20 protein-coding genes and 1 pseudogene are annotated in these 22330 nt (G+C 71.3%); 12 read left to right on the top strand and 9 right to left on the bottom strand.

The window, feature by feature from the left end:
• Positions 1 to 47 precede the first annotated feature (47 nt).
• Positions 48 to 1193 carry an FAD-dependent monooxygenase gene (locus FR742_RS37675; protein ID WP_148036031.1) on the top strand — a complete coding sequence of 382 codons (1146 nt, stop codon included), beginning with the start codon at positions 48 to 50 and terminating at the stop codon, positions 1191 to 1193.
• Here the strand turns inward: FR742_RS37675 and dapA are convergent.
• The gene (dapA, locus tag FR742_RS37670; RefSeq protein WP_148036030.1) at positions 1155 to 2033 is read right to left on the bottom strand and encodes a 4-hydroxy-tetrahydrodipicolinate synthase; all 879 of its coding nucleotides are present in this window, start codon (positions 2031 to 2033) and stop codon (positions 1155 to 1157) included. The genes FR742_RS37675 and dapA overlap by 39 nt on opposite strands.
• 71 nt (positions 2034 to 2104) lie before the next feature.
• Here dapA and FR742_RS37665 point away from each other — a divergent pair, with 71 nt between their 5' ends.
• Complete coding sequence (locus FR742_RS37665) at positions 2105 to 2974, top strand: LysR family transcriptional regulator (RefSeq protein WP_148036029.1); 870 nt, start codon at positions 2105 to 2107, stop codon at positions 2972 to 2974.
• Here the strand turns inward: FR742_RS37665 and FR742_RS37660 are convergent.
• The gene (locus FR742_RS37660) at positions 2964 to 3908 is read right to left on the bottom strand and encodes a serine hydrolase (RefSeq protein ID WP_148036028.1); all 945 of its coding nucleotides are present in this window, start codon (positions 3906 to 3908) and stop codon (positions 2964 to 2966) included. The genes FR742_RS37665 and FR742_RS37660 overlap by 11 nt on opposite strands.
• Positions 3909 to 4004: 96 nt before the next feature.
• On the opposite strand from FR742_RS37660, the gene FR742_RS37655 reads away from it, so the two are divergent.
• Positions 4005 to 4214 carry a hypothetical protein gene (locus FR742_RS37655; protein WP_148036027.1) on the top strand — a complete coding sequence of 70 codons (210 nt, stop codon included), beginning with the start codon at positions 4005 to 4007 and terminating at the stop codon, positions 4212 to 4214.
• Between the two features lie 1065 nt (positions 4215 to 5279).
• Here the strand turns inward: FR742_RS37655 and FR742_RS37650 are convergent.
• Positions 5280 to 6233, bottom strand: a complete 954-nt coding sequence (locus FR742_RS37650; RefSeq protein WP_148036026.1) for a hypothetical protein — start codon at positions 6231 to 6233, stop codon at positions 5280 to 5282.
• Positions 6234 to 6516: 283 nt separating this feature from the next.
• On the opposite strand from FR742_RS37650, the gene FR742_RS37645 reads away from it, so the two are divergent.
• The 4 genes from FR742_RS37645 to FR742_RS45465 all read left to right on the top strand — a co-directional run bounded on the left by FR742_RS37645 (position 6517) and on the right by FR742_RS45465 (position 8910).
• Complete coding sequence (locus FR742_RS37645) at positions 6517 to 6870, top strand: hypothetical protein (protein ID WP_148036025.1); 354 nt, start codon at positions 6517 to 6519, stop codon at positions 6868 to 6870.
• A 238-nt stretch (positions 6871 to 7108) separates the two neighbouring features.
• Entirely contained in the window at positions 7109 to 7744 is a 636-nt protein-coding gene (locus FR742_RS37640; protein WP_148036024.1) for a DUF433 domain-containing protein, read from the top strand.
• Entirely contained in the window at positions 7744 to 8217 is a 474-nt protein-coding gene (locus tag FR742_RS37635) for a hypothetical protein (protein WP_148036023.1), read from the top strand. The genes FR742_RS37640 and FR742_RS37635 overlap by 1 nt, the downstream gene beginning before the upstream one ends.
• A 291-nt stretch (positions 8218 to 8508) precedes the next feature.
• On the top strand, positions 8509 to 8910 hold the full coding sequence (locus FR742_RS45465) for a RidA family protein (RefSeq protein ID WP_148036022.1): 402 nt from the start codon (positions 8509 to 8511) through the stop codon (positions 8908 to 8910).
• Between the two features lie 77 nt (positions 8911 to 8987).
• Here FR742_RS45465 and FR742_RS37625 read toward each other — a convergent pair.
• Positions 8988 to 10271 (bottom strand): annotated as a pseudogene (locus FR742_RS37625) (MFS transporter); the annotation flags it as partial.
• A gap of 111 nt (positions 10272 to 10382) precedes the next feature.
• Positions 10383 to 11063 (bottom strand): class I SAM-dependent methyltransferase, encoded by a 681-nt coding sequence (locus tag FR742_RS37620; RefSeq protein ID WP_261808994.1) that lies wholly within the window; start codon positions 11061 to 11063, stop codon positions 10383 to 10385.
• A 155-nt stretch (positions 11064 to 11218) separates the two neighbouring features.
• Here FR742_RS37620 and FR742_RS37615 point away from each other — a divergent pair, with 155 nt between their 5' ends.
• Positions 11219 to 12589: an LCP family protein gene (locus FR742_RS37615; RefSeq protein WP_261808993.1), complete on the top strand. Its 1371-nt coding sequence runs from the start codon at positions 11219 to 11221 to the stop codon at positions 12587 to 12589.
• Between the two features lie 3 nt (positions 12590 to 12592).
• Here the strand turns inward: FR742_RS37615 and FR742_RS37610 are convergent, their stop codons facing one another.
• Positions 12593 to 13054, bottom strand: coding sequence for an ATP-binding protein (locus FR742_RS37610; RefSeq protein ID WP_148036019.1), 462 nt, complete (start codon positions 13052 to 13054; stop codon positions 12593 to 12595).
• A 323-nt stretch (positions 13055 to 13377) separates the two neighbouring features.
• Here FR742_RS37610 and FR742_RS37605 point away from each other — a divergent pair, with 323 nt between their 5' ends.
• On the top strand, positions 13378 to 14307 hold the full coding sequence (locus FR742_RS37605; protein ID WP_148036018.1) for an ATP-binding protein: 930 nt from the start codon (positions 13378 to 13380) through the stop codon (positions 14305 to 14307).
• An 88-nt stretch (positions 14308 to 14395) separates the two neighbouring features.
• The gene (locus FR742_RS37600) at positions 14396 to 14782 is read left to right on the top strand and encodes an SCO5389 family protein (RefSeq protein ID WP_148036017.1); all 387 of its coding nucleotides are present in this window, start codon (positions 14396 to 14398) and stop codon (positions 14780 to 14782) included.
• 28 nt (positions 14783 to 14810) lie between these two features.
• On the opposite strand, the gene FR742_RS37595 is transcribed toward FR742_RS37600, so the two are convergent.
• The 3 genes from FR742_RS37595 to FR742_RS37585 are packed head-to-tail and all read right to left on the bottom strand — an operon-like array spanning position 14811 to position 17438.
• The gene (locus FR742_RS37595; protein WP_148036016.1) at positions 14811 to 15806 is read right to left on the bottom strand and encodes an LLM class flavin-dependent oxidoreductase; all 996 of its coding nucleotides are present in this window, start codon (positions 15804 to 15806) and stop codon (positions 14811 to 14813) included.
• 13 nt (positions 15807 to 15819) lie between these two features.
• On the bottom strand, positions 15820 to 16491 hold the full coding sequence (locus FR742_RS37590; RefSeq protein ID WP_148036015.1) for a ribonuclease HII: 672 nt from the start codon (positions 16489 to 16491) through the stop codon (positions 15820 to 15822).
• 11 nt (positions 16492 to 16502) lie between these two features.
• The gene (locus FR742_RS37585) at positions 16503 to 17438 is read right to left on the bottom strand and encodes a LysR family transcriptional regulator (RefSeq protein ID WP_148036014.1); all 936 of its coding nucleotides are present in this window, start codon (positions 17436 to 17438) and stop codon (positions 16503 to 16505) included.
• Between the two features lie 79 nt (positions 17439 to 17517).
• Between FR742_RS37585 and FR742_RS37580 the strand changes: the two genes are divergently transcribed.
• Both FR742_RS37580 and FR742_RS37575 read left to right on the top strand, forming a co-directional pair.
• Positions 17518 to 18765, top strand: a complete 1248-nt coding sequence (locus FR742_RS37580) for a pyridoxal phosphate-dependent aminotransferase (protein ID WP_148036013.1) — start codon at positions 17518 to 17520, stop codon at positions 18763 to 18765.
• A gap of 254 nt (positions 18766 to 19019) precedes the next feature.
• On the top strand, positions 19020 to 22040 hold the full coding sequence (locus FR742_RS37575; RefSeq protein WP_148036012.1) for an AfsR/SARP family transcriptional regulator: 3021 nt from the start codon (positions 19020 to 19022) through the stop codon (positions 22038 to 22040).
• Positions 22041 to 22330: the final 290 nt, after the last annotated feature.

The following is a 22330-nucleotide window of genomic DNA, read 5'->3' as shown; positions in this document are numbered from 1 at the left end:
CCCCGCCTCGGCATATATTTCGTTCGGGCGAACGAAAGGTTATCACGATGAAGGCTCTCATCACAGGGTGCGGGATCGGCGGCCCCGCCATCGCCATGGCGCTGCGCGAGGTGGGCATCGACGCCGAGATCCACGAGGCGTACGACGCCGGCGCCGAGGGCGTGGGCGCGTTCCTCAACGTCGCCTCCAACGGGATGGCCGCGCTGCGCGTGCTCGGGCTGCACCACGAGGTGGCGCGCGCCGGCATCCCCACCCCCGACATGGTCATGTGGAGCGGCACGGGCAAGCGCCTGGGCCGGGTGCCCAACGGGATGGCGCTGGACGACGGCACGGTGAGCCACACGATCCTGCGCTCGGACCTGTACCGGATCCTGCGGGACGCCGCCGCCGCACGGGGCGTCCCGATCGCCTACGGCAAGCGCATGGTCTCCTTCGACGACACCGGCTCCCAGGTGGTGGCCCGGTACGAGGACGGCACGAGCGCGACCGGCGACCTGCTGATCGCGGCCGACGGCGTGCACTCGCGCACCCGGCGGCTGCTCGACCCCGAGGCGCCCGAACCGCGCTACACCGGCCTGTACAACTGCGGCGGCATCATCAAGGACCCGAACATCACCGGCGAACCCGGCGTCTACCACATGATGTTCGGCAGGCGCGCGTTCTTCGGCTACACGGTGACCGGCGACGGCGAGACGTGGTGGTTCGCGAACCTGCCTCGCGCCCTCGGCGACGAGCCGGCGGACTGGCGGCCGGTGCTGGAGGAGGCGTTCGCGGACGACGCCGGCATCGCCGCCGGTCTGGTCCGGCGCGCCGATCTGGGCCAGGTGCTCCCCATCCACGACCTGCCGCCGGTGCCCGTGTGGCACCGCGGCAGGGTGGTGCTCACCGGCGACGCCGCGCACGCCACCTCGCCCAGTTCGGGGCAGGGCGCGTCGCAGGCCGTCGAGGACGCCGTGGTGCTCGCCCGCTGCCTGCGCGACGCCGCCGGCCACCGGGAGGCGTTCGGCCGGTACGAGAGCGAGCGGCGCGAGCGGGCCGAGCGGGTGGTCGCCTACGCCAGGAGGATCAGCAGCAGCAAGGCCGCCGGGCCGGTCGGCCGCATCTTCAGGGACGCGCTGCTGCCGATCATCCTGAGGCGTCAGGCGAACCAGGAGTCACTCGCCTGGATGTACCGTCACCAGGTCAGCCTGTGACACCGACTCCGCGCTCGCGGGAAGCAGCGGCAGCCGCACGTCGGGGGTGGGGATGAGACCGCGGGCGTGCAGCACGCCCTTGATCACCGTCGGGTTCGGCTCGGCGAACAGCGCGGCCGACAGCCGGGCCAGCCGGTGCCCCAGCGCCCTGGCCCTGGTCACGTCGCCCGCATGCCAGGCCGTGACCAGCTCCGCGAAGGCGTCCGTGGCCAGGTGCGCGGAGGCCAGGATGCCGCCGGACGCGCCGAGGGCGAGCAGCGGCGAGATGAACGCGTCGTCCCCGCCCAGCACGTCGAACCCGTCCGGCAGGTCCCCGAGCAGGTCCACCGCGTCCTGGTCGACGCCCCCCGCCGCGTACTTGACGGCGGCCACGCGCGGATGGGCGCCGAGCCGCCGCAGGGTCGCCGCGCTCACGGCCTGCCCGGTCCGGTAGGGGATGTGGTAGATGACCAGCGGCACCGGCGTCTCCTCGGCCAGCGCCTCGAAGTGCGCGATCACCCCGCGCTCCGACGGCCGCAGGAAGTACGGCACGGTGACGAGCGCCGCGTCCACCCCGCCGGGCAGCTCCTTCAGCGCCTGTCCGACCGAGCGGGTGTCGTTGCCGGCGACCCCGACGGTCAGCGGCACGCCGCGCTCCCGGCAGGCGACCGCGCAGGTCTCGATCACCCGGCTCCGCTCGTCCGGTGTCAGGGCCGCGACCTCTCCCGTCGTGCCCAGCGCGACCAGCCCCGAGGCGCCCTGGCCGAGCACGTGGTCGGCCAGCTTGCCGAGCGCGTCGAACGCCACCTCGCCGTCCGGTCCGTACGGAGTGATCAGCGGTACATGGATGCCTGTGAACATGTCTCCAGCCTGGCCCGGAAGGACACGTAAGGTCCAGCGACGTTTTCTAAGCTGCATCGTAAGATGAGCTGATGCTCGACCCTCGCAAGCTCCACCTCCTGCGCGAACTGTCCCGGCGCGGCACCATCGCGGCCGTCGCCGAGGCCGCCGCTTTCACCCCGTCGGCGGTCTCCCAGCAACTCAGCGCGCTGGAGCGGGAGGCGGGCGTGCCGCTGCTCCAACGCACCGGCCGCACCGTGACGCTCACCCCGGCGGGCCGCCTGCTCGTCGAGCACGCCCAGGCCGTGCTCGAACAGCTCGAACGCGCCTCCGCCGCCCTGGCCGCCGTCCGGGGCGGACCGTCCGGCCCGCTGCGCGTCGGCGCGTTCCCCACCGCGGCCCGCGTCCTGCTGCCGCCCGCGCTCGCCACGCTCGCCGCCGCCCACCCAGGGCTGGTGCCGATGATCTCCGAGATCGACCCCGCCGACGTCTCCGCCGCCCTGCGCGCCGGAGAGCTCGACGTCGCGCTCGTGCACGAGTACGACTTCGTGCCGCCGGTCACCGACGACGCCCTGGAGACCGAGCCGCTCTTCGCCGAGCCCATGTACCTCACCGACCGGCCCGCCATCGCCGCGGCCGCCGGCGACCCGTGGATCGCCGGCACGCCCGGCACCCTGTGCCACACGATGACGATCAGGGCCTGCCAGGCGGCCGGGTTCGAGCCGGACGTGCGCCACCACATCGACGACTTCGACACCGTGCTGTCGTTCGCGGCGGCCGGGCAGGGCGTGGCGCTGGTGCCCCGCCTCGCGGCCCTCTCCCCGCCGTCCGGGGTGCGGCTCACCCCGCTCCCCCTGCACCGCCGCACGCTCGCGGCCTTCAGACGGGGGTACGGAGAGCATCCGGCGATCCAGGCGGCCATCGCCGCCTTCCACGAGGCCCTCGCCGGCCTCAGTCTCTGAGCACGGCGTCCAGCACGGCCGCGGTGCCGGGCCGGTCGAAGACGTCGTAGTCGCCGGCCGTGACCGCCACCACCAGGTCCCGAGACGGGATCACGAGCAGCCGCTGGCCCCCGTTTCCTGAGGCGCTCACGGCCGGCGTCGCGCCCGTCTCCACGTACCAGTGATAGCCGTAGTGGCGGTCCCCGTCGATCGGCACCCGCGGCCGGAGCGCCTCCCGGAGCCAGCCCTCCGGCACCACGCCGTCGCCCCCGCGCAGCACCATCACACCGAGCGCCGCCAGGTCACGGGGCGTCAGGCGCAGCCCCGCCGCCGCCAGCGGCACCCCGTCCGCCCCCTTCGTCCACTCGAACGCGCCGATGCCCAGCGGCTCGAACAACACCTGCCTCGCGTACTCGTCCAGCGGCCTGCCCGTGCCCCGGGCGATGATCCCGCCCAGCAGCGCCGTCGCCCCGCCGCAGTACGACCACCGCGTGCCCGGCTCCTCGACGATCGGGCGCTCCAGGACGTAGCGGTAGCGGTCGGGGGCCTCCTCCATCGCGATCTCGCTGTTGGCGGCGCTGGTGTACGGCACGCTCTCGTCCCATTCGAGGCCGAGGGTCATGGTGAGCGCGTGCTCGACGGTGAGAGCCGCGTCCGCCAGGTCCCTATACGCGGGGAACTGGTCGAGGAGCCGCTCGCCCGGATCCGGCACCAGGCCGCTCTCCAGCGCGATCCCGTACAGCAGCGCCACCACGCTCTTGGTGATGGACCGCACGTCGTGCGGCGTGCCGGCGTCGAACGTGACGTGCCCCAGCGGGTCGCCCAAACGGAAGTCCTGCCCCGCGCCGTACCGCTCCAGCACCCGCTCGCCGCGCTGGACCACCACGATCCCGTGCAGCCCGGGCGCCTCCCCGGCGTTCAGTACGGCGTCCAGCCGATCCACCATGCCCGTCATGGCCTCCATCCTGGTCTAATTCCTGACACCGTGTCAGGCTCGATCGCGTGGGTAGCTGGAGAACGCGCGCGGGCGTCAGCACCCAGGGCAGGTGACATGCACAAGACAGACCCCTTTCCCTTCGAACTTTCGGTGACGGTCAGCGAACGGACCCCGGCGGCCATCGAAGCGGCCGCCTATCCCCTGGCGGAACGGTTCTTCGGCAGCGACGCGGAGGTCCACGTCGTCAGCGCCAAGGTCCAACCGGACCCGGACCACCACGACCGCTTCACAGCCACCGTCGTCTTCCGCCGAACGATCACCTAGCGGCGTCCCGTACGCCCTGGGCCGCGGTGCGGCAGAACGCTCACGTACTGTTCGGCAGAACGCCCATAGGAGTACCGGCAGAACGACCACGCACTGCTGATGACCTGCACGGCCACCGACGTCTTCAACCACATGAACGCCTGACGCCGCCCGTACCAAAGGGCTCGCCCAACCAGGCGCTCCGCGCCCCTCGCAAGCTCGGCGTGCTTCCCGGGCCTCCGGCCCTCTTTGTGCGAGGGCAAGCCCTCGCGCTGTTGTCCGGGGAAGACGGCGGCAGTGCGCTTTCACAGTCACCGGCAGAACGCTCACCAACCCATCGGCAGACCGACCACGTGACCTCCGGCAGAACGTCTCACGCGTCGGAGTTGGTCACGATGGTCCAGTTGGATGGGACGCGTACCCCGAACGGCTCACGTGACTCGCGCGTCTTGCCCAATCACCCTCCGTAAGGCATGATGGGGACTTCCGCACCCCCTGGGGTGCGGAAGTGAGGCCGGGCCTCCCGATGGAATCGGGCGTCCGGCCTTTGCGTTTCCCGCTTCATCCGACGCAAACCAGGCGTGTCTTCGGCGCGAGCATCTCATAGCAGCCTGCTCGGTCGTCCAGCCACCACGTCGTAGCGCCCACTACGGCGTCTGCCGCCCACAGAAGCGGCTCGCTGACGGCTGGCTGCCAGCTGACCACCAAGTCGTGGGGAAGGGTTCGCGCGCGACGCATACCCGTCAGGAGGCCCCGATCGAGGTGATCCTGTTCGGCGGAACGAGCTTCGATGACAACCTCGGAGCACCCCGCCAGGCTGACTTCGCCGAGAAGCCGTTCGAGACATCGGCGGCGCGCGTGTTCGGTGCGAACTGCGCAATCGTGGATGTAGATCGTGACGATTCCGTGGATGGGCATCTCTGTGAGCCGCTGGGCTATGGCGAACTGCCGCTTGACGGGCTCGTCACGCCAATGCAGGCGAGGGCTCTTGCCGACCCGGAGCGATTCAAGTGCGACACAGATGTCATCCTGGTCGACGGAATCGATGTCGTCGCCAGGGCGCCGGGGAAGACTCTCATCAACAGCTCACCGAACGCGCCAGTCCTCCTTGCGGGGCGGGTAGGCGAAGGTCTGGGTGTCGGCCCAGTCCTCGCCGACGTTGCGGTAGTCGTGATCAGCCTCGCCGGCCGTGTGCTCGCGGCCGATGTCGACCTCGTCACTGATCGACCAGACGCCGTCCACCTGCTGCTCAACGGTGTAGTAGAACTCGTTGAAGCCCGATGAGGACACCGACGTGTTGACGATGGTGAGCGAGCTCCGCCCGGTGGTCAGCTCCGGTGGCAGCTCGACGACCTGGTCCCGCCACTTGTAGGTGTTCTCGCCGAGCAGCGGCCGCCATTCCGCCGCCGGCCGGCCGTTCACCGTGATGGTGGCGTGCTGCAGGGCGACGCCCACGTCCAGGCGGCGGATCAGCCGTACGGCGGTGTGGTCGGGGTCGACGGTCACGGTGAACCGGCTCCACCCGCCCCGGGGGAACGCGCGGCCGTCGTCGGTGACGAGGTGGCCGGGGTCCATGGTGCGGACGGGCAGGTCTTCGGGCACGCCGTGGCGGGACCTGACCGACAGGGCGATGACGGCGCCCGAGACCACGACCGCCACGAGCGCGGCGAGCAGGACGGCCCGCTGCCGGCTTCCTCCGGACCCGCGAACCGTCACCGCCTCGGCGGTCCCCTGATCCGCGAGCGGCGCGCCGCCGGGAGGTTCGCGGTCCTCCCCGATGGCCATCCGGGTGATCCGCACCCGCTCCCACGCCCGTTCCCACGCCGGGATCTGCTGCTCGGGCACCCGGCAGGCGCGGAGGAACGCCAACATCACCGCCTTCTTGGGGAAACGCCGCCCGGCCAGCATGTCGGCGCACGTCGCCCGGGGAAGCCGGGCCCCGCCCGCCCGGTCGGCCCGCGACTCCAGCTCCCGCAGCGAAACGTCGGCCCTGGCGAACTGCTCGGCCAGCACCCTCACCAGCTCCGCGTGTGAGCCCACCCGTTCCAGCGCCTGATCGACAGACCGAAGATCTGGGCCGTCTTTGGGGTTCTCGTTCATCGTCGCGCAGAACCTTGCCCTCTCCCGACCAAGGGATGTCCACCAAGTGACTCCAAGTGTACGAGCAATTACCCAGAGCGTCCGGCGCCGATCGCCGGACGTCCCGGCGCGATCGAGTCCGGCCGAGTCCGTCCGACGCGCTGTTGGACACCCCCGCCGCCCGGCTTACCTGAGTGCCGAGGCGCCGACCGGCGCCTGACACCACCACACCGGGGAGAACGACATGACACTCCACACCGAGGAAGACAAGAAGGCGGCACTGCGGGAGAACCCGGCCGTGACCGAGGTCCTGGCGCAGTTCGGCGACGGCGCCGAAGCCCTGCTGGACGAGCTGGCGGCCGGGCTCAGCGCCGAGCAGATCGAGGCGATACCCCCGTCACCCGCCGTACCGCGGGACGACGTGGCCATCGCGGCGCTGAACTGCTGGAAGGCCCGGGCCGTGTACGCGGTCTACCAGCTGTTCGGCATGGCGGTCTGCACCATCGTCGGCGGCTACACGGGCGGGCTGGCCGCCATCGCGTGCCGCTTGATCAAGGCCGCCGCCGGCAAGGCGATCGACTGGAACCGCCTCTGCTGACGCGCCGACCCCCGCCCGCACCCGCGCCACGCGGGCGGGGGCCTGTCCGGCGGCTTGCCGCGCAGGCCCGCGTCACATTTTCTGGAAGGATGCCCACGAAGAGTGACGTCTTCGGTACGGTGCCGTACCAAGCGGCGCTTCCGGGGATAGGCCTCATCGGGAGCAGATCGCCATAGGTCAATCCGGTAGCGGACGTTAACGTAGAGCCCAGGTTCATCGTGGAGGAGGGTGACGCGCCTTGTACACAACGGTGCTGGCCGCCGCTCTCTCCGGCGCCTCGGTGGGCCAGTTGAGACATTGGCGACGCCGGCCTCCGGTGTTCTCACCGGAGTATTCGACGCCTCACAAGGTCCTCTACTCCTTCAGGGACGTGGTTGCGCTCCGGTCCATCGTGTACCTCCGCGAGAACGACGTCACGTCACTGCAGGGCATTCGCAAGTCGATCAAAAACTTGCGCGCACTGGGCAGGAGCGACCACCTGTCGGAGTACAAACTGGTGCGAAGCGGAAGCACCATCATCCTCGTGGACGGCGACGATGCCATAGACCTGCTGCGCCGTCCAGGCAACACCATGCTGGCTCGCATGGTGGATGTCTTCGGAGAGTTCGATGGGCGGATGGGGCGTGTCCTGCCGTTCCAGCAACCCGTGCCCGGATTGGTCGTCGACCCAGAGATCCGCAGCGGCTTCCCCGTGGTCAGAGGCACCCGAGTCGGCTATGACCAGGTTGCGGGACTCATGGCCGACGACGTCCCCGCCGAGGACATCGTGCGGTTCTTTCCCTCGGTCAACGCCGAAGCCGCACGTGCCGCTCAACGGTTCGCGGCGTACGTCAATCAGTACGCCGTCCCCAGGTCGAGCGACCGAGTCGGTTGATGAAGATCCTTCTCGACGAGAACGTTCCAGAACCGCTGTCCGAACCGCTGACCTGGCTCTTACGCGGTCACCCGATGTCGCACGTCAACAAGCGATGGAAGAGCATCAAAGACCAACAGCTTTACGACAAGGCGAAGCGGTGCGGGTACGACATCGTCATCTCCAACGACAGCCAGCAACTCTACGACTCCGAGATCTGCAGAGCGATCCAGCGATCCAGCAGGCATGTGGTGTTCGTGGAGACCAGCAGCGGCGGTTTGCGGTCTCTCTCCGCCGCTGCCGGCGCGCTGATGCACTGCATCCGTGACATCGTCACCGAATTGGAGAAGGCGGAGACACAACGAATCATCATCGTGCCGATGCTTCATGGGGAGCCGAAGTACAAGCCGTATGATCCGCGCAAGGAAGCTCCCTCCCCCATGTGGCCGCGGAAGCAGCACGGTGACCACAAGCCCAGTCGGGGAAGTCGCTGACAGCACGCCCTCGCTGCTCACAACCCCAACGCACTCTTGCCGACCTCGGTGACAGGCCGCGTCACTGCTGGACGAGACAACCAGGGTGAAGCGTGCAACGACATTCCCCGCGTCCGGTCAGCGGCGCGGCGAAGCGGGGAGTGCGAGGGCTTGCCCTCGCACACGGAGGCCCGGGAAGCACGCCGAGTTCGCGAGGGGCGCGAAGCGCCTGGACTGGCGAGCCCTTCGGGCGGGGGCCGCGGCGCGATATTGCGGTGCGGACGAGCCGGGATCCGGCCAGACTCAAGCATCATGATGAAGCGCATCAATCCCGACGAACTACATAAGACCCCCGGCTACCACCACGTCACCATCGTGGAAGCCGGCCGAACGGCGTTCCTCGCGGGCCAGTGCCCGCTCGACCAGACCGGCGCCATCGTCGGCCCCGGAGACCTGGACGCCCAGATCGACCAGGTCGCGGCCAACGCCCTGGCCGCCCTCGAAGCGGCCGGCGCGCGGCCTGAGCACGTCGTACGATCCGTGATCTACGTGGTCAGCGGTGACAGCTCCGTGCTCGGCTCCGCCTGGCGGCGTCTCAACGACTCGGTGATCGCACCGGCCTTCACCACCGCCAGCACCCTCCTCGGCGTCGCCCAGCTCGGCTTCTCAGGGCAGCTCGTCGAGGTGGACCTCACGGCGGCGCTGCCCAACTGATCAGGTCGGGGAGGCGGTGGAGAGCGGGGCGGCGATGTCTTCGAGGCCCGCCGTTCCGCCTTCACCCCGAAGATCATCTCCACGATCCCCGCCAGGATCATGAGGATGGCCCCGATGGCGAAGGCCAGCGCCGTGTCCCCCGGCACCCCGCTCGACACCAGCTTGGCGAAGATGAGCGGCCCGGCGATGCCGCCCGCCGCCGTGCCGATGGCGAAGAAGAACGCGATGGCCATCGCCCTGGTCTCCATCGGGAAGATCTCGCTCACCGTCAGATAGGCCGAGCTGGCACCCGCCGAGGCCACGAAGAGCACCGCCGACCAGCAGGCCGTGAGCGTCACAGCGGTCAGCATCCCCTCGTTGAACAGCCACGCGGTCCCCAGCAGCAGCACCCCCGACCCCACATAGGTCGCCGAGATCATCGGAACCCGGCCGACGGTGTCGAAGAGCCTGCCCAGCAGCAGCGGCCCGAGGAAGTTGCCGACCGCGATGACGGCGAAGTAGTAGCCGGTGTGCGTGTCGATCTCGTAGAACGTCGACAGGATCTGCGCGTACCCGAAGGTGATCGCGTTGTAGAGGAACGCCTGCCCGATGAAGAGCGACAGCCCCAGAACGGTCCGCGTGGGGTAGAGGGCGACCATGGTGTGCGCGATCCGGATGAACCCGATCGACTTGCGCGTGTGGATGGTGATGGCCTGCCGGGGTTCGGGCAGGGCGGCGCCGACCTCCTTCTCGACCTCGCGCTCGACCCCCTGGACGATCTTCTCCGCCTCGTCGCCGCGCCCGTGGATGAAGAGCCAGCGCGGGCTCTCCGGTACGTGCCTGCGCACGAGCAGGATGGCCAGCCCGAGCACCACGCCCAGCCCGAAGGCGACCCGCCAGCCGATGTTGACGGGCAGGTTGTTCAGCAGCGGCACGGTCAGCAGGGCGCCTCCGGCGGCGCCGAGCCAGTAGCTGCCGTTGATGAGGATGTCGATCCGGCCGCGGTGCCTGCTGGGGATGAGCTCGTCGATCGCGGAGTTGATGGCCGCGTACTCGCCCCCGATCCCGAACCCGGTCAGGAAGCGGAACAGGAAGAACCACCACACGCTGAACGAGAACGCGGTGGCCAGCGTGGCCGCCAGGTAGACGAGCAGCGTGATGATGAACAGCTTCTTCCTGCCGAACCTGTCGGTCAGCCATCCGAAGAACAGCGCCCCCGAGCAGGCTCCGGCGACGTAGAGCGCGGCGGCGAGGCCGGCGACCTGTTCCTGGGAGATGTCCAGGCCGCTGCCGGGCTTGGCGAGCTGGGCGGACAGGTTGCCGACGATGGTGACTTCGAGCCCGTCGAGGATCCAGACGGTGCCGAGGCCGATGACGATCATCCAGTGCCAGCGGGACCAGGGCAGCCGGTCCAGGCGTGCCGGAACCTTGGTGGTGATCGTGCCGGTCTCGACATCGCTCATGAGCACCTCGGGTTACCCGGCGACCGGCGCTCAAACCTTCAGCGCCTCCACCATGCGGGTCCTCGCCCACGGCCCGCCGTACCAGTACCGCCGGCCCAGGTCGCGGCTGTGCACGTCGCGCGCGCCGAGCCCGCGCAGGACGGCCTCGTACGCGGGCACGTGCCTGACGTCCGCGACGAGCAGCAGCCCGCCGGGGCGCAGCACCCGGTACGCCTCGCGCAGGGCCTGCTCGCGCCCGGCGGCGCCGGGGACGCGGTGCAGGGCGAGCGCGGACACGACGACGTCGAACCGCTCGTCGCCGAACGGCAGCTCGTGCAGGTCGGCGGTGACCAGGTCGACGCGTTCCGAGACGCCTTCGGCCTCGGCGTTGGCCCTGGTGAGCGGCTCGCCGGTGGAGCGCCACGGGTCCACGCCGGTGGCCCGGCCTGACGACAGCCGCCGGGCGGCGAGCAGGAGCACGGCGCCGCGCCCGCAGCCGAGGTCCAGCACGTCCTCGCCGCCTTCGAGCCGGTCCAGCTCCTCGCCCCACACGGCGAACCTGCCGCGCCGGGTGGTGTAGAGGTGGCTGGCGGCGCTGGCGAGCGTGTAGACGGCGCCGCTCGTGAAGACCACACCGGTGACGAGGATCCCGGTGACGAACGAGACTGCCGCCAGCGCGACCAGCAGGACCGTCCCGAGCATGAGGCCGGTCAACGCCCAGGGTGCGTCCAAACCGTACTTTCCGCGTCCATCACCCACATGGACGTTATAACGCAAAGAATCTCTTGACCCCATGTTTGGTGTTTCGTGTCATCAGGTGAGGTCAATCGGCCGCAAAGCTCATTAGCGTTGGAGAGATCTGCGGACACCAGGGGGTTTGACCAGGCATGAGAGGTAGGAAGCGCGGCTTCGGACTCGGTTCCAGCCTCGGGCTGACCCTGGGGTCCGCTCTCTTGTGGGGCGTCGCTCATCTGGCGACGCAGCGGCACCGCACCGCATTCGTGCTCATGTCGGTGCAGATCGTACTGATCGCCGCGATCCTTACGGTGCTCACCGCGTTCAGCACCCAGTTGCTGTCGCTGGCCGTCCAGCCGGGGTGGATGACCGGGCTGGCGCTCATCCTGGCCGCCGTCGCGATCGCCTGGACGGCCGTGATCATCTGGTCGTACATGCTGGTACGGCCCGCCGCGTCGGGCATGCCGGGCCGCGCCCTGGCCGCCGGCCTGGCCGTCTCCCTGTGCGCGCTGGTGCTGGCCCCGACCGCGTACGCGGCGCGGATGGCGTACGTGTCGCGCGACCTGGTGCACCACCTGTTCGCCGGCAACATGGGCCCGGTCGTGGCCGACGACCCGTGGAGCGGCACGCAGCGGGTGAACTTCCTGCTCATCGGTGCCGACTCGGCGCCGAACCGGCCCGGGGTGCGCACCGACAGCATGACCGTGGCCAGCGTGGACACCGCGACCGGCGCGACCACGCTGCTCGGCCTGCCGCGCAACCTGGAGGAGGTGCCGATGCCCGCGGGCCCCGCCCGCGCCAGGTTCCCCTACGGCTTCACCGGCGACGGCCTGGACTCCCCCGGCCTGCTCAACGAGGTCTTCCAGTACGCCGAGAACCATCCGGAGGTCGTGCCGGGTGTGCCGGACGGGCAGCGCGGCCCGGCCCTGCTGAAGGAGACGGTCGGCGGCGTGCTCGGCATCCCGGTCCGCTACTACGCCATGGTCGACATGAAGGGCTTCGCCGAGATGATCGACGCCGTGGGCGGTGTGCGGATCACCGTCGAGGAGCCGATCGTGTACGGCAAGTACCGCGAGGGCCTGCTACCGGCGGGCACCCGCCGGCTGAGCGGCGAGGAGGCGCTCTGGTACGGCCGCTCCCGCACCGACAGCGACGACTACGTGCGCATGGGCCGCCAGAAGTGCCTGATCAACGCGGTGGCCAGGCAGGCGGACCCGGTCACGCTGCTCAACAGCTTCGACGGCCTGGCCACGGCCACCAAGCGGGCGATCTCCACGGACGTCCCGCAGGACCTGCTCCCCGCCCTGGTCGAGCTGGCGCAGAAGGTCCGCGACAACCCGATCAAGAGTCTCAACTTCGTCCCCCCGCTGATCAACACCGCCTACCCGGACTGGCGGTTCATCAGGCACAAGGTCAACGAGGCGCTCTCCCCGGTGGCGCGCACGCCCGCGCCCGCCGCCCAGGCGGCCCGCCCGACCGCGTCCCCCGAGGGCCCGGTGACCCTCGACAAGACCTGCGGCTGACGGTCAGGCCCGGGGCGCTCCCGGCGGCGCGCCCGCGCCGGCCGTCTTCGTCTCGCCCGCGGCCGCGCGCGGCACGGGGTAGGCGACGTGCAAGCGCAGCAGGGAGCGGTCGCCGGACCGTTCGACGACGACCTCGTCGCAGAGCCTGCGGATGATCCAGAGACCGTAACCCCGCGACGCCGCCGGAGGCGGGTCGGCGCCCTGCCGGTAGAGGTCGCCGGCCGTCAGCGTGCCCGCCGAGTCGGCCACGTCGATCCAGATGCCCCGGTCGTCGGCCCAGGCGTCCAGCCTGCCGGCCCCGCCGCCGTGTTCGAGCACGTTGTCGGCCGCCTCGTTGACGGCGATCACCAGGTCGTCCAGCCGCGAGCCGGACAGCCCCTCCGCGCTCGCGAAGGCGCGCACGTGCTCACGAAGCAGGCCAAGGTCAGCGGTGATGGGGCAGCTCAGCGCTGTCTCCTCGCCCATGCTCAACTCCCGGCATGATTCGGCCCGGCTGCTTGCTGCCCGCTCCTCGTGGACGCATACATCGAGCGATCCTGACCTGGCCTCTTGCGCGTGCGGGCGCGCTCACACCGGGATCCCCCCGGCATCCGGACCACAGCGGAAGTTACACCGTCTGCACCGGCTTTTCCGAGCATTACGCCATATCGCGGTCATATCGACACTCTTTCCGCATGTCACCGGCCCGACATGACGCTCGATCGCCACTCCCGGCACCGGCTCCTGTGGCATGATGAGGACGCGACAGTGGAAACGGTTTTCATAATCGTGATCAGGAGGGACAAACCGTGAGAGTGGCCTTCGTCGGCAAGGGCGGCAGTGGCAAGACCACGCTGTCGGCGCTGTTCGCGAGACACGTGGCGAGCCGGGGAGCCCCGGTGGTCGCCGTCGACGCCGACATCAACCAGCACCTGGCGCTGGTGCTGGGCCTCGACCGGCCGCCCGAGCCGCTGGGCGCCCACCTCGGCGAGATCAAGGATCTGCTGCGCGGCGACAACCCGCGCATCCCGTCGGCCGACGCCATGGTCAAGACCACCCCGCCCGGCCGCGGCTCCCGGCTCCTGCGCTTCCACGAGCTCGCCGCCTACGAGCACGCGGTCACCACCTCCGAGGGCATCAGGCTCATGGCCACCGGCCCGTTCGAGGAGGACGACCTGGGCGTCGCCTGCTACCACTCCAAGGTCGGCGCGGTCGAGCTGCTGCTCAACCACCTGGTCGACGGTCCGGGCGAGTACGTGGTGGTCGACATGACGGCCGGTTCCGACTCGTTCGCCTCCGGCCTGTTCACCCGCTTCGACCTGACCTTCCTGGTCGCCGAGCCGACCCGCCAGGGCGTGGGCGTCTACCGGCAGTACCGCGACTACGCCGCCGACTACGGCGTGGCGCTGGCCGTCGTCGGCAACAAGGTGCACGGCCCGTCCGACGTCGACTTCCTGCGCGAGCACGTGGGCTCCGGCCTGCTCACCTGGATGGAACACTCCGCCGCCGTGCGCGCGATGGAGCAGGGCCGCCCGTTCGCCCTCGACGACCTGGAGCCGGCCAACTCCGACGCGCTCGCCGTGCTGCTCAAGCACCTCGACGAGCAGGAGAAGGACTGGGCGCGGTTCGGCAGGCAGGCGGCCGAGTTCCACCTGCGCAACGCCAGAGCGTGGGCCAACGCCAAGACCGGCGTCGACCTCACAGGTCAGATCGACCCCGACTTCGTCTACGGGCCCTGACCACACGACTGTCCCCCTCCAGCCATCTGGAGCGTTTCCAGATGCTCACCTAGCGTCAAAAGGCGATGTTCTTCTGAAAGGAGACAGCATGTCGCTGACCGTTCCGAACGATTTGCTCGACCGGGCCCGTGCGGGCGACGTCGACGACGCGGCCTTCGTGGCCTGCGTGCGCGACTCCCTGCCCTATGCCTGGTCGGTGATCAGCGAGCTGGTCGAGCAGCGAGACAAGACCGGAGCCGAGTTCGCCGACAACCAGGTGCCGCCGCCGGACGAGCAGGCGCGCGGGGAGCTCCTGCGCTGCCTGGCCAGCGATGCCATGCGCGGTGCCCTGGAGCGTCACTTCGGCGTTCGCCTCGCCTTCCAGAACTGCCACCGGGTGGCCGTGTTCGCGCCGTCCGCCGGCGAGGCGCTGCGCGAGTTCGTCACGCCCCGCGCGCAGATCCTCAACCAGAAGCCGGAGCTCGTCGACTGCTAGCTCCGCGCGCCTCCGGTGGGCGACCCGCCTACCGGAGGCGCGGCAGCACCTCAGCGCCCAGCCGCCGGACGTTCTCCAGCACCCGCTCCCGGTCTCCCGCGCCCTCCACCATGAGCAGGAACCTCTCGACGCCGGTCGCCTCGGCCGTGCGGGTCAGCCGTTCCACGCAGAGCTCCGGTGAACCGACCGGGTGGATGCGGGTGAGGAGGTCCACGTACGCGCCGACGTCCCTGGGCGGGCGCGGCCGGCCGTCCACCGGCACGTAACCGGCGAGCCCCGGCTCCAGCCAGGCGGGCATCGCCCGCTTCAGCTCCCCGACCGCCTCCGGCGTGCTGTCGGCGACGTGCGCCACCGCCGCCGCCACGTGCCCCGGACCCGCCCCGGCGTGGCCCGTGCCCTCGGCTCGCCGAGCGTAGTCGCTGACCATGGCGGCCTTCTCCGCGTCCCCGACGTGCATGCCGAGCAGCATCGGCAGGCCCCGGTCGGCCGCCAGCGCGGCCGTCGCCCCGGACGTGCAGGCCACGACAGGCCGCATCCGGGCCGCGGGCACCAGATTCACCTCGCGGAAGGCGAAGAACTCGCCGCCGGCCTTGACCGGCCCGCCCGACAGCGCGGCGGTGAGCAGGTCCAGCGCCTCGGGGAAGCCGCGCTCGAACCGCGCCGGCCCGGTGCCGAACACCTCCAGGTCCACCCACGGCCCGCCCCTGCCGACGCCCAGCGTGAACCGGCCGCCCGACAGGTGGTGGAGCATCGCCGCCTGCTCGGCCAGCGCGATCGGGTGCTGCGTGGACAGCACGCTCACCGCGGTGCCGAGGCCGATGCGCGAGGTCCTGCCGGTCGCCACCGCCGCCAGCGTGGTGGGCGACGGGCAGACGCCGTAGGACATGAAGTGGTGTTCGGCGATCCACGCCTCGTCGAACCCTGCCCGCTCCGCGGCCACGATCAGGTCGACGGTGTCGGCCAGGACCTGCCCTGGCTCGCGGCCGGGGAAGCCGGCCGCGATGAGGAAGATGCCGATGCGCACCTCTCCGATGATGTCAGCCGAAGAGGCTGACCTGCCCCTCCCCCACGGCTGGATCCCGGTGTCGCTTCAGGTGCCGCCACGCGGGCAGGTCGTCGAGGTACGACCAGGAAAGCCGGTGATGCGGTGTCGGCCCGAGCCGGGCCAGCGCCTCCTGGTGGAGCGGCGACGGGTAGCCGGCGCTCTCCGCGAACCCGTACTCCGCGAACCCGATCGCCGCCATGTGAGCGTCCCTGCGGACCTTGGCCAGCACCGACGCGGCGGCCACCGACACGCTGGCCGCGTCGCCCCTGACCTCCAGCCGCACCCGCCAGGGCGGGCCGATGTAGTCGTGCTTGCCGTCGAGGATCACCGCGTCGGGCCTGACCGGCAGCGCCTCCAGCGCCCGCCTGGCCGCCCTGCGCAGCGCCTCGGTCATGCCCAGCTCGTCGATCTCCAGATGGGACGCCTCGCCGAAGCCGACGCCCGCCGCCCACGGCCCCAGCTCGGCCGCCACCGCCTCGCGCCTGGCCGCGGTGAGCCGCTTGGAGTCGGTCAGCGCGGCCGGCGGCTCACCGTCGCCCGCGACCACGGCGCAGACGGTGACCGGGCCCGCCCAGGCGCCCCGGCCCACCTCGTCCACGCCCGCGACCGTGCGGATGCTCGGCTGGGACAGCAGCAGGTGCTCGATGTCGTACGAGGGCGGCATGGCCCCAGAGGCTACCGGGCCGCGAGCTGTACGGCGGCGAGGTCGGCGGCGATGAGCCGGGCCGCGACGTGGATCGCGCGCAGCGTGACCGAGACCGAGGGCCGGTTCACGCTGGAGGCGCGGGCGACGGCGAGCACCTCGCGGGCCACCGGGTTGCCGGGGAAGTCGCGCACCGACAGCCCGCGCACCCCGGCGGCCAGCGCCAGCGCGGGCACGGCGGCGATGCCGATGCCCTTGGCCACCAGCGACAGGATCGTGCCGAGGCCCTCGAACTCCCACGGGACCGGCTTGGTGCCGCCCACGTCCATCAGCAGCCGGTCCATCGCCAGCCTGGACGGCTCGCCGTCGGGGGTGGCCATCCACGGCTCGTCGCGCAGTTCGCGCAGGTCGAGCGGCACTTCCGGGTCGGCGAGCCGGTGCTTGCGCGGCACCACGAGCACGAGCGGGTCGGACAGCAGCGGGAAGACGCGCAGGTTGTCGCTGTCGGCGGCTCGCCCGTACCAGTCGTCGACCAGGGCGATGTCCACCTCACCCGATTGCACCTCGCGCATTCCCCGTCCGGACCGGCTCTGCCGCAGGCGGAGCGTGAGTTCGGTGTGGCGGCGGAGGGAGCGGGCGAGCGCCGGGGCGAATGCCACCGCCGCTGTGGGGAAGGCGGTGACCACGACGCGCCCGGCGGGACTCCCCGCGTGGGCCGACAGGTCTGATTCCGCCTCTTCGACCATGGAAAGGATGCGTTCCGCGTGGGCCACGAGCCGCCGTCCGGCGTCGGTGAGTTCAGCGCTTCTGGCCGTCCGGTCGATGAGGGCGGTGCCCGCCTCGCGTTCCAGCGCCGCCAGTTGCTGGGAGACCGCGGAGGGACTGTAGCCGAGGGATTCGGCGGTCCCGGCGATGCTGCCCCGCCGGGCGAACTCGCAGATCAACATCAAACGCCGCAGATCAAGCATCAGACTTCCTTATGCCTACCCACAACAAGCCTCGCTTGTACTGATGCCTTCATCCAACCACCCTGGGAACGTGACAAACATGGCTGTGACTCTGTCTGCCACCCTGGCGGCGAACGAGGACATCGAGCGAAGACGACGCGCCGGGGAACGCGTGCTGAACCTGGCCTTCGGTGAGGCCGGTCTGCCCGTCCACCCGGCGCTGCGCGAGCAGCTGGCCGCCGCATCCCATCGCAACGGCTACGGGCCGGTCGCGGGGGCGGCCGGACTCCGCGGCGCGGCAGCGGGCTACTGGACTCGACGGGGGCTCATCACCGACCCCGAGCAGGTCGTCTGCGGGCCCGGCAGCAAGTCGCTGCTGTACGGGCTGCTGCTGGCGATCGGCGGTGACGTCGTCCTGACGATGCCCAGCTGGGTCAGCTACGCGGCGCAGGCCGATCTGGTCGGCTCCAGCCCGATCCTGCTGCCCCCGCCGCCGGGCGAGGGCGGCGTGCCGGATCCCGACCTGGTGGCCGAGGCCGTGCGCGGCGCCCGCGCGCGGGGCAGGACCGTACGCTCCGTGCTGGTGACACTGCCGGACAACCCGACGGGGATGCTCGCGCCGAGGCGGACCATCAGCCGGCTGGTGGAGGTCGCCCGCGAGCTGGACCTCTACATCATCTCCGACGAGATCTACCGCGATCTGCTGCACGATCCCGGCCAGGAGTACACCTCGCCCGCCGACCTCGCGCCCGAGCGCACGCTGATCACCACCGGGCTTAGCAAGAGCCTGGCGCTGGGCGGCTGGCGGATCGGCGTGGCCAGGCTCCCCGACGGCGCCGACGACCTGCGCGGACGGCTGCTCGCCGTGGCCAGCGAGATCTGGTCAGCGCCGGCCGCGCCGGTGCAGGAGGCGGCCGTCTACGCCTTCACCGATCCGCCCGAGCTGACCGAGCGCATCACGCGCAGCGGGCGCCTGCACGGCACCGTGGCGCACGCCGTCCGCGACCGGTTCCTGGCGATCGGCGCGTCCGTGCCGGCCCCGCAGGGCGGTTTCTACCTCTACCCCGACCTGGGCCACCTGGGCCTCGGCGGCTCGGCGGAGATCACCCGGCTCCTGCTCGACACGCACGGCATCGGCGTGCTGCCGGGCCACGCGTTCGGCGACGACCCGGCCGCCGCGCGGGTCCGCGTCGCGGTCAGCCTCCTGTACGGGGAGACGCACGAGGAGCGCATGGCCGCGCTGGAGAGCTCCGACCCGCTCCGGTTGCCGTGGATCAAGGCCAGCCTGGACCATCTGGCCCTGGGCCTGGCGGAGCTGTCGCTGACGCGCCCCGCCCTGGTCTCCTGACCCCTTCAGACATGCGGAGGCCCCGCCCTGTCCCCCCAGGGCGGGGCCTCCGACGTCTCGGCTGATATGCGCTCCCGATGCGGCCGCCCCCGCGGGCCACACCGTCCTTGTCTGAAGGGTCGCCCGTGAGGCTCAACGGGGAATCAAAGCCGGATCAACGCGAGAATGAAGGAATGGGTTCCTTTCTAGGTGCCGGCTGAGGTTGGATCTATCATTTGGTACCAATTCGTTCCATTGCTGTGGGGACAGGCGGCATGGCTGGTCAGGGAGTCGAGGGCGGGCTGCGGTTCGCCGTGCTGGGTCCCGTCCGTGCCTGGCGCCACGGGCAGGAGCTCGACCTCGGCACCCCGCTGCAGCGCTCCATCCTCGGCATGCTGCTGCTCAAGGAAGGGCGGGCGGTCACCCCCACCGAGATGATCGACGCCATCTGGGGCGAGGAATCACCGCCGCGCGCGCTGGGCGCGCTGCGCACCTACGTCTCCCGGCTGCGTACGGTGCTGGAACCCGACCGGCCCGCCCGCTCGCGCCCGGAGCTGCTGACCTCCGTCGGCAAGGGCTACGCGCTGCGGCTGGCGGCCGACGCCCTGGACCTGACCAAATTCGAGCGCGGCATCGCGGCGGCCGAGTCCGCCCGCAAGAGCGGCCGCCCGCGCGAGGCCGCCGAGAAGATGCGGGCCGCGCTCGCGCTGTTCGAGGGCGAGCCGCTGGCCGGAGCCGTCGGCCCGTACGCCGAGCACCAGCGCGACCGCCTCGTCGAGCGGCGGCTCGGCGTGGTCGAGGCGCTCATGGACGTGGACCTGGAGCTGGGCGACCACGCGGCGGTGGTGGCCGAGCTGATCGCGCTCACCGCCGAACACCCGCTGCGCGAGCGGCTGCGCGCCCAGCTGATGCTCGCCTACTACCGGTGCGGACGGCAGGGCGACGCGCTCAACGTGTTCACCGAGACGCGCGAGGCGCTGATCGACGAGCTGGGCGTCGAGCCGGGGCCGGAGCTGACCGCCCTGCACCAGCGCATCCTGGCCGCCGACCCGACCCTGGCCGCCCCGGCCGCGCCCGCCCAAGGGGCCGCCGCCGAGGCCGGGCAGGACGCGCCCGAGCCCGACGAGGAGCCGGCGCCCGAACTCCCCAGGCCCGCCCAGCTCCCGGCCGCCGTCAACGACTTCACCGGGCGCAAGGAGATCGCCGGGCGGCTGCGCTCGCTGCTGTCGGCCCAGTCGTCGGCCGAGGGCGTGCCGGTCGTGGCGATCTGCGGGATAGGCGGCGTGGGCAAGACCACGCTGGCGGTGCACGTGGCGCACGCCACCGGCGACCTGTTCCCCGGCGGCCAGCTCTACGCCGACCTGCGCGGCTACACCGACGAGGCGGCCGACCCCACGTCGGTTCTGGGCTCGTTCCTGCGCGCGCTGGGCATCCCGGCCGACGTGATCCCCGAGAGCCCGGCCGACCGGTCGGCGCTCTACCGGTCGATCCTGGCCGACCGGCGCATCCTCGTGCTGCTCGACAACGCCCGCGACGCCTCCCAGGTCAGCCCGCTGCTGCCGGGCTCACCGGGCTGCGCGGCGATCGTGACCAGCCGGTCCAAGCTCGCCGACCTGCCCTCGGCCAGGCTCGTCGACCTGGACGTGATGGAGCCCGACGAGGCGCTGTCGCTGTTCGCCGCGGTGGCCGGGCCCGAGCGGGTCGCGGCCGAGCACGGCGCCGCCATGGACGTGGTCGCCGCCTGCGGGTTCCTGCCGCTGGCGGTGCGGATCGTCGCGGCCAGGCTGGCCGCCCGCCCGTCGTGGACGGTCGCCTCGCTGGTGCCCCGGCTGGCCGACGAGCAGCGCCGGCTGGACGAGATGCGGGTCGGCAACCTGGCCGTGGAGGCCACGTTCGCGCTCGGCTACGGCCAGCTCGACCAGACGCAGCAGCGCGCCTTCCGGCTGCTGTCGCTGCCCAACGGGCCGGACATCTCGATCGGGGCGGCGGCCGCGCTGCTGTCGATGACCGCGATCGAGGCGGAGGACGTGCTGGAGTCGCTGGTCGACGCGAGCCTGGTGGAGGCGCCCGCGCCCGGCCGCTACCGGTTCCACGACCTGCTCAAGCTGTTCGCCCGGCGGGAGCTGGACAGGGCCGAGCGGCAGCAGGCGCGCACGCTCGCGCTGCGCCGCCTGCTCGGCTTCTACCTGGCCTCGACCCAGTCGGCGCACCGGCTGGCCTACGAGGGCAGCATGATCTCCGACAACCTGGTGGTGGTCGGCAGCGGGCGCACGTTCGGCACCGCCGACGAGGCCGTCGCCTGGCTGATCGTCGAGGGCGACGCGCTGTTCGCCACCATCAACCAGGCCGCCGCCTCCGCCCGCGCGGGCGAGCAGCTGCTGCCCGCCGGCGACCTGCTGGTGGCCATGGAGCCGCTGCTGGAGTCCGGCACCCACACCCGCGAGTTCGACCACGGCACCCGCGCCGTGCTGGCCACCGCGCTCCGGCTCGGCGACCGGGGCAGCGAGCTGCGTGCCCGGTACGTGCTCGGCCGGGTGCTGTTCGCCGGCAACCGGCTGCCGGAGGCCGAGGAGCAGTTCACCCGGGTGCACGAGCTGTCGGCGACCCGCGGGGAGAAGATCGTCACCGGCGAGGTGCTCAACGCGCTGGCGGTCGTGGTGGGCCGGCAGCGCCGCCACACCGAGGCGCTGGCCTGGTTCGAGGCGGCGATGCGCTGGTACCGGGAGAACGGCGTGCCTGCGGGCGAGGCGCTGGTGCTCAGCTACTCGGCCCGCGACCATCTCGGCCTGGGCCGGCCCGAGGACGCCATCGCGGCGGCGGAGAAGGGCCTGGCCATCTTCACCGAGATCGGCAGCGGCGCCGGCACCGCCAGGGCCCGCTACCACCTCGGCATCGTGCTGTCCCGGGTCGGCCGGCTGACCGAGGCCGTCCACCACCACGCCGAGTGCCTGGCCTTCTTCCGGGCCGGCAAGCAGCGGGTGTGGGAGCAGCGGGTGTGCTCGCGGCTGGCGGAGACGTTCATCGCCGCCGAACGCTACGAGGACGCGGTGCGCCACGCCGAGCAGGCGCTGGTCGTCTCCCGCGAGATCGGTCATCCGTACGGGGAGGCGCTGTCGCTCACGGTGCTGGGCCGCGCGCTCAAAGGGCTGGGCAGCGCGGCCAGGAGCGCCGAGTGCCTACGTGGGGCCCTCGCCATCTTCACCCGGCTCGGCGCTCCCGAGGCCGGCGACGTCAGGAGCCTGCTCGACAGCGTCCCCGTCGCCGGGAAGGCCGGCGGGAAGGTCGTCGAGTCCTGAGTACAGCTCGTCGTCCAGACGTGTCATCCACACATGGTTAAACAAGGCTGTCCTTTGGGAGTCACGAACCCCCGTGGTCCGTACAGGTGGATCGGCGGCCCGGCCGGCCGCCTGACCACCGCGCGTCGCTAGGGGGCCCGGTCATCCGGATGCTCCGCGCGGCGGCTAGCCGCCTCACAACGGCGACCGGCCGGACCCGACACGGTCCTCGAACCCCCCAGGGCCGCGTCGTGGTCAGAAGTTTCCACGGCGCCGGTCAACAGCCGATCAACGCCGGATCGCAGCCCTCC

The sequence above is a fragment of the Nonomuraea sp. C10 genome (assembly GCF_008017515.1).
Classification (GTDB): domain Bacteria; phylum Actinomycetota; class Actinomycetes; order Streptosporangiales; family Streptosporangiaceae; genus Nonomuraea; species Nonomuraea ferruginea.
The sequence above is the reverse complement of the archived record's forward strand: the minus strand, read 5'-3'. Positions and strand labels throughout refer to the sequence as shown.

Coding starts and splice junctions, on each gene's coding strand:
- FR742_RS37675 (WP_148036031.1), top strand. CDS start 48: ATGAAGGCTCTCATCACAGGGTGCGGGATCGGCGGCCCCGCCATCGCC.
- dapA (WP_148036030.1), bottom strand. CDS start 2,033: ATGTTCACAGGCATCCATGTACCGCTGATCACTCCGTACGGACCGGAC.
- FR742_RS37665 (WP_148036029.1), top strand. CDS start 2,105: ATGCTCGACCCTCGCAAGCTCCACCTCCTGCGCGAACTGTCCCGGCGC.
- FR742_RS37660 (WP_148036028.1), bottom strand. CDS start 3,908: ATGACGGGCATGGTGGATCGGCTGGACGCCGTACTGAACGCCGGGGAG.
- FR742_RS37655 (WP_148036027.1), top strand. CDS start 4,005: ATGCACAAGACAGACCCCTTTCCCTTCGAACTTTCGGTGACGGTCAGC.
- FR742_RS37645 (WP_148036025.1), top strand. CDS start 6,517: ATGACACTCCACACCGAGGAAGACAAGAAGGCGGCACTGCGGGAGAAC.
- FR742_RS37635 (WP_148036023.1), top strand. CDS start 7,744: ATGAAGATCCTTCTCGACGAGAACGTTCCAGAACCGCTGTCCGAACCG.
- FR742_RS45465 (WP_148036022.1), top strand. CDS start 8,509: ATGATGAAGCGCATCAATCCCGACGAACTACATAAGACCCCCGGCTAC.
- FR742_RS37615 (WP_261808993.1), top strand. CDS start 11,219: ATGAGAGGTAGGAAGCGCGGCTTCGGACTCGGTTCCAGCCTCGGGCTG.
- FR742_RS37610 (WP_148036019.1), bottom strand. CDS start 13,054: ATGGGCGAGGAGACAGCGCTGAGCTGCCCCATCACCGCTGACCTTGGC.
- FR742_RS37600 (WP_148036017.1), top strand. CDS start 14,396: ATGTCGCTGACCGTTCCGAACGATTTGCTCGACCGGGCCCGTGCGGGC.
- FR742_RS37590 (WP_148036015.1), bottom strand. CDS start 16,491: ATGCCGCCCTCGTACGACATCGAGCACCTGCTGCTGTCCCAGCCGAGC.
- FR742_RS37585 (WP_148036014.1), bottom strand. CDS start 17,438: ATGCTTGATCTGCGGCGTTTGATGTTGATCTGCGAGTTCGCCCGGCGG.
- FR742_RS37580 (WP_148036013.1), top strand. CDS start 17,518: ATGGCTGTGACTCTGTCTGCCACCCTGGCGGCGAACGAGGACATCGAG.
- FR742_RS37575 (WP_148036012.1), top strand. CDS start 19,020: ATGGCTGGTCAGGGAGTCGAGGGCGGGCTGCGGTTCGCCGTGCTGGGT.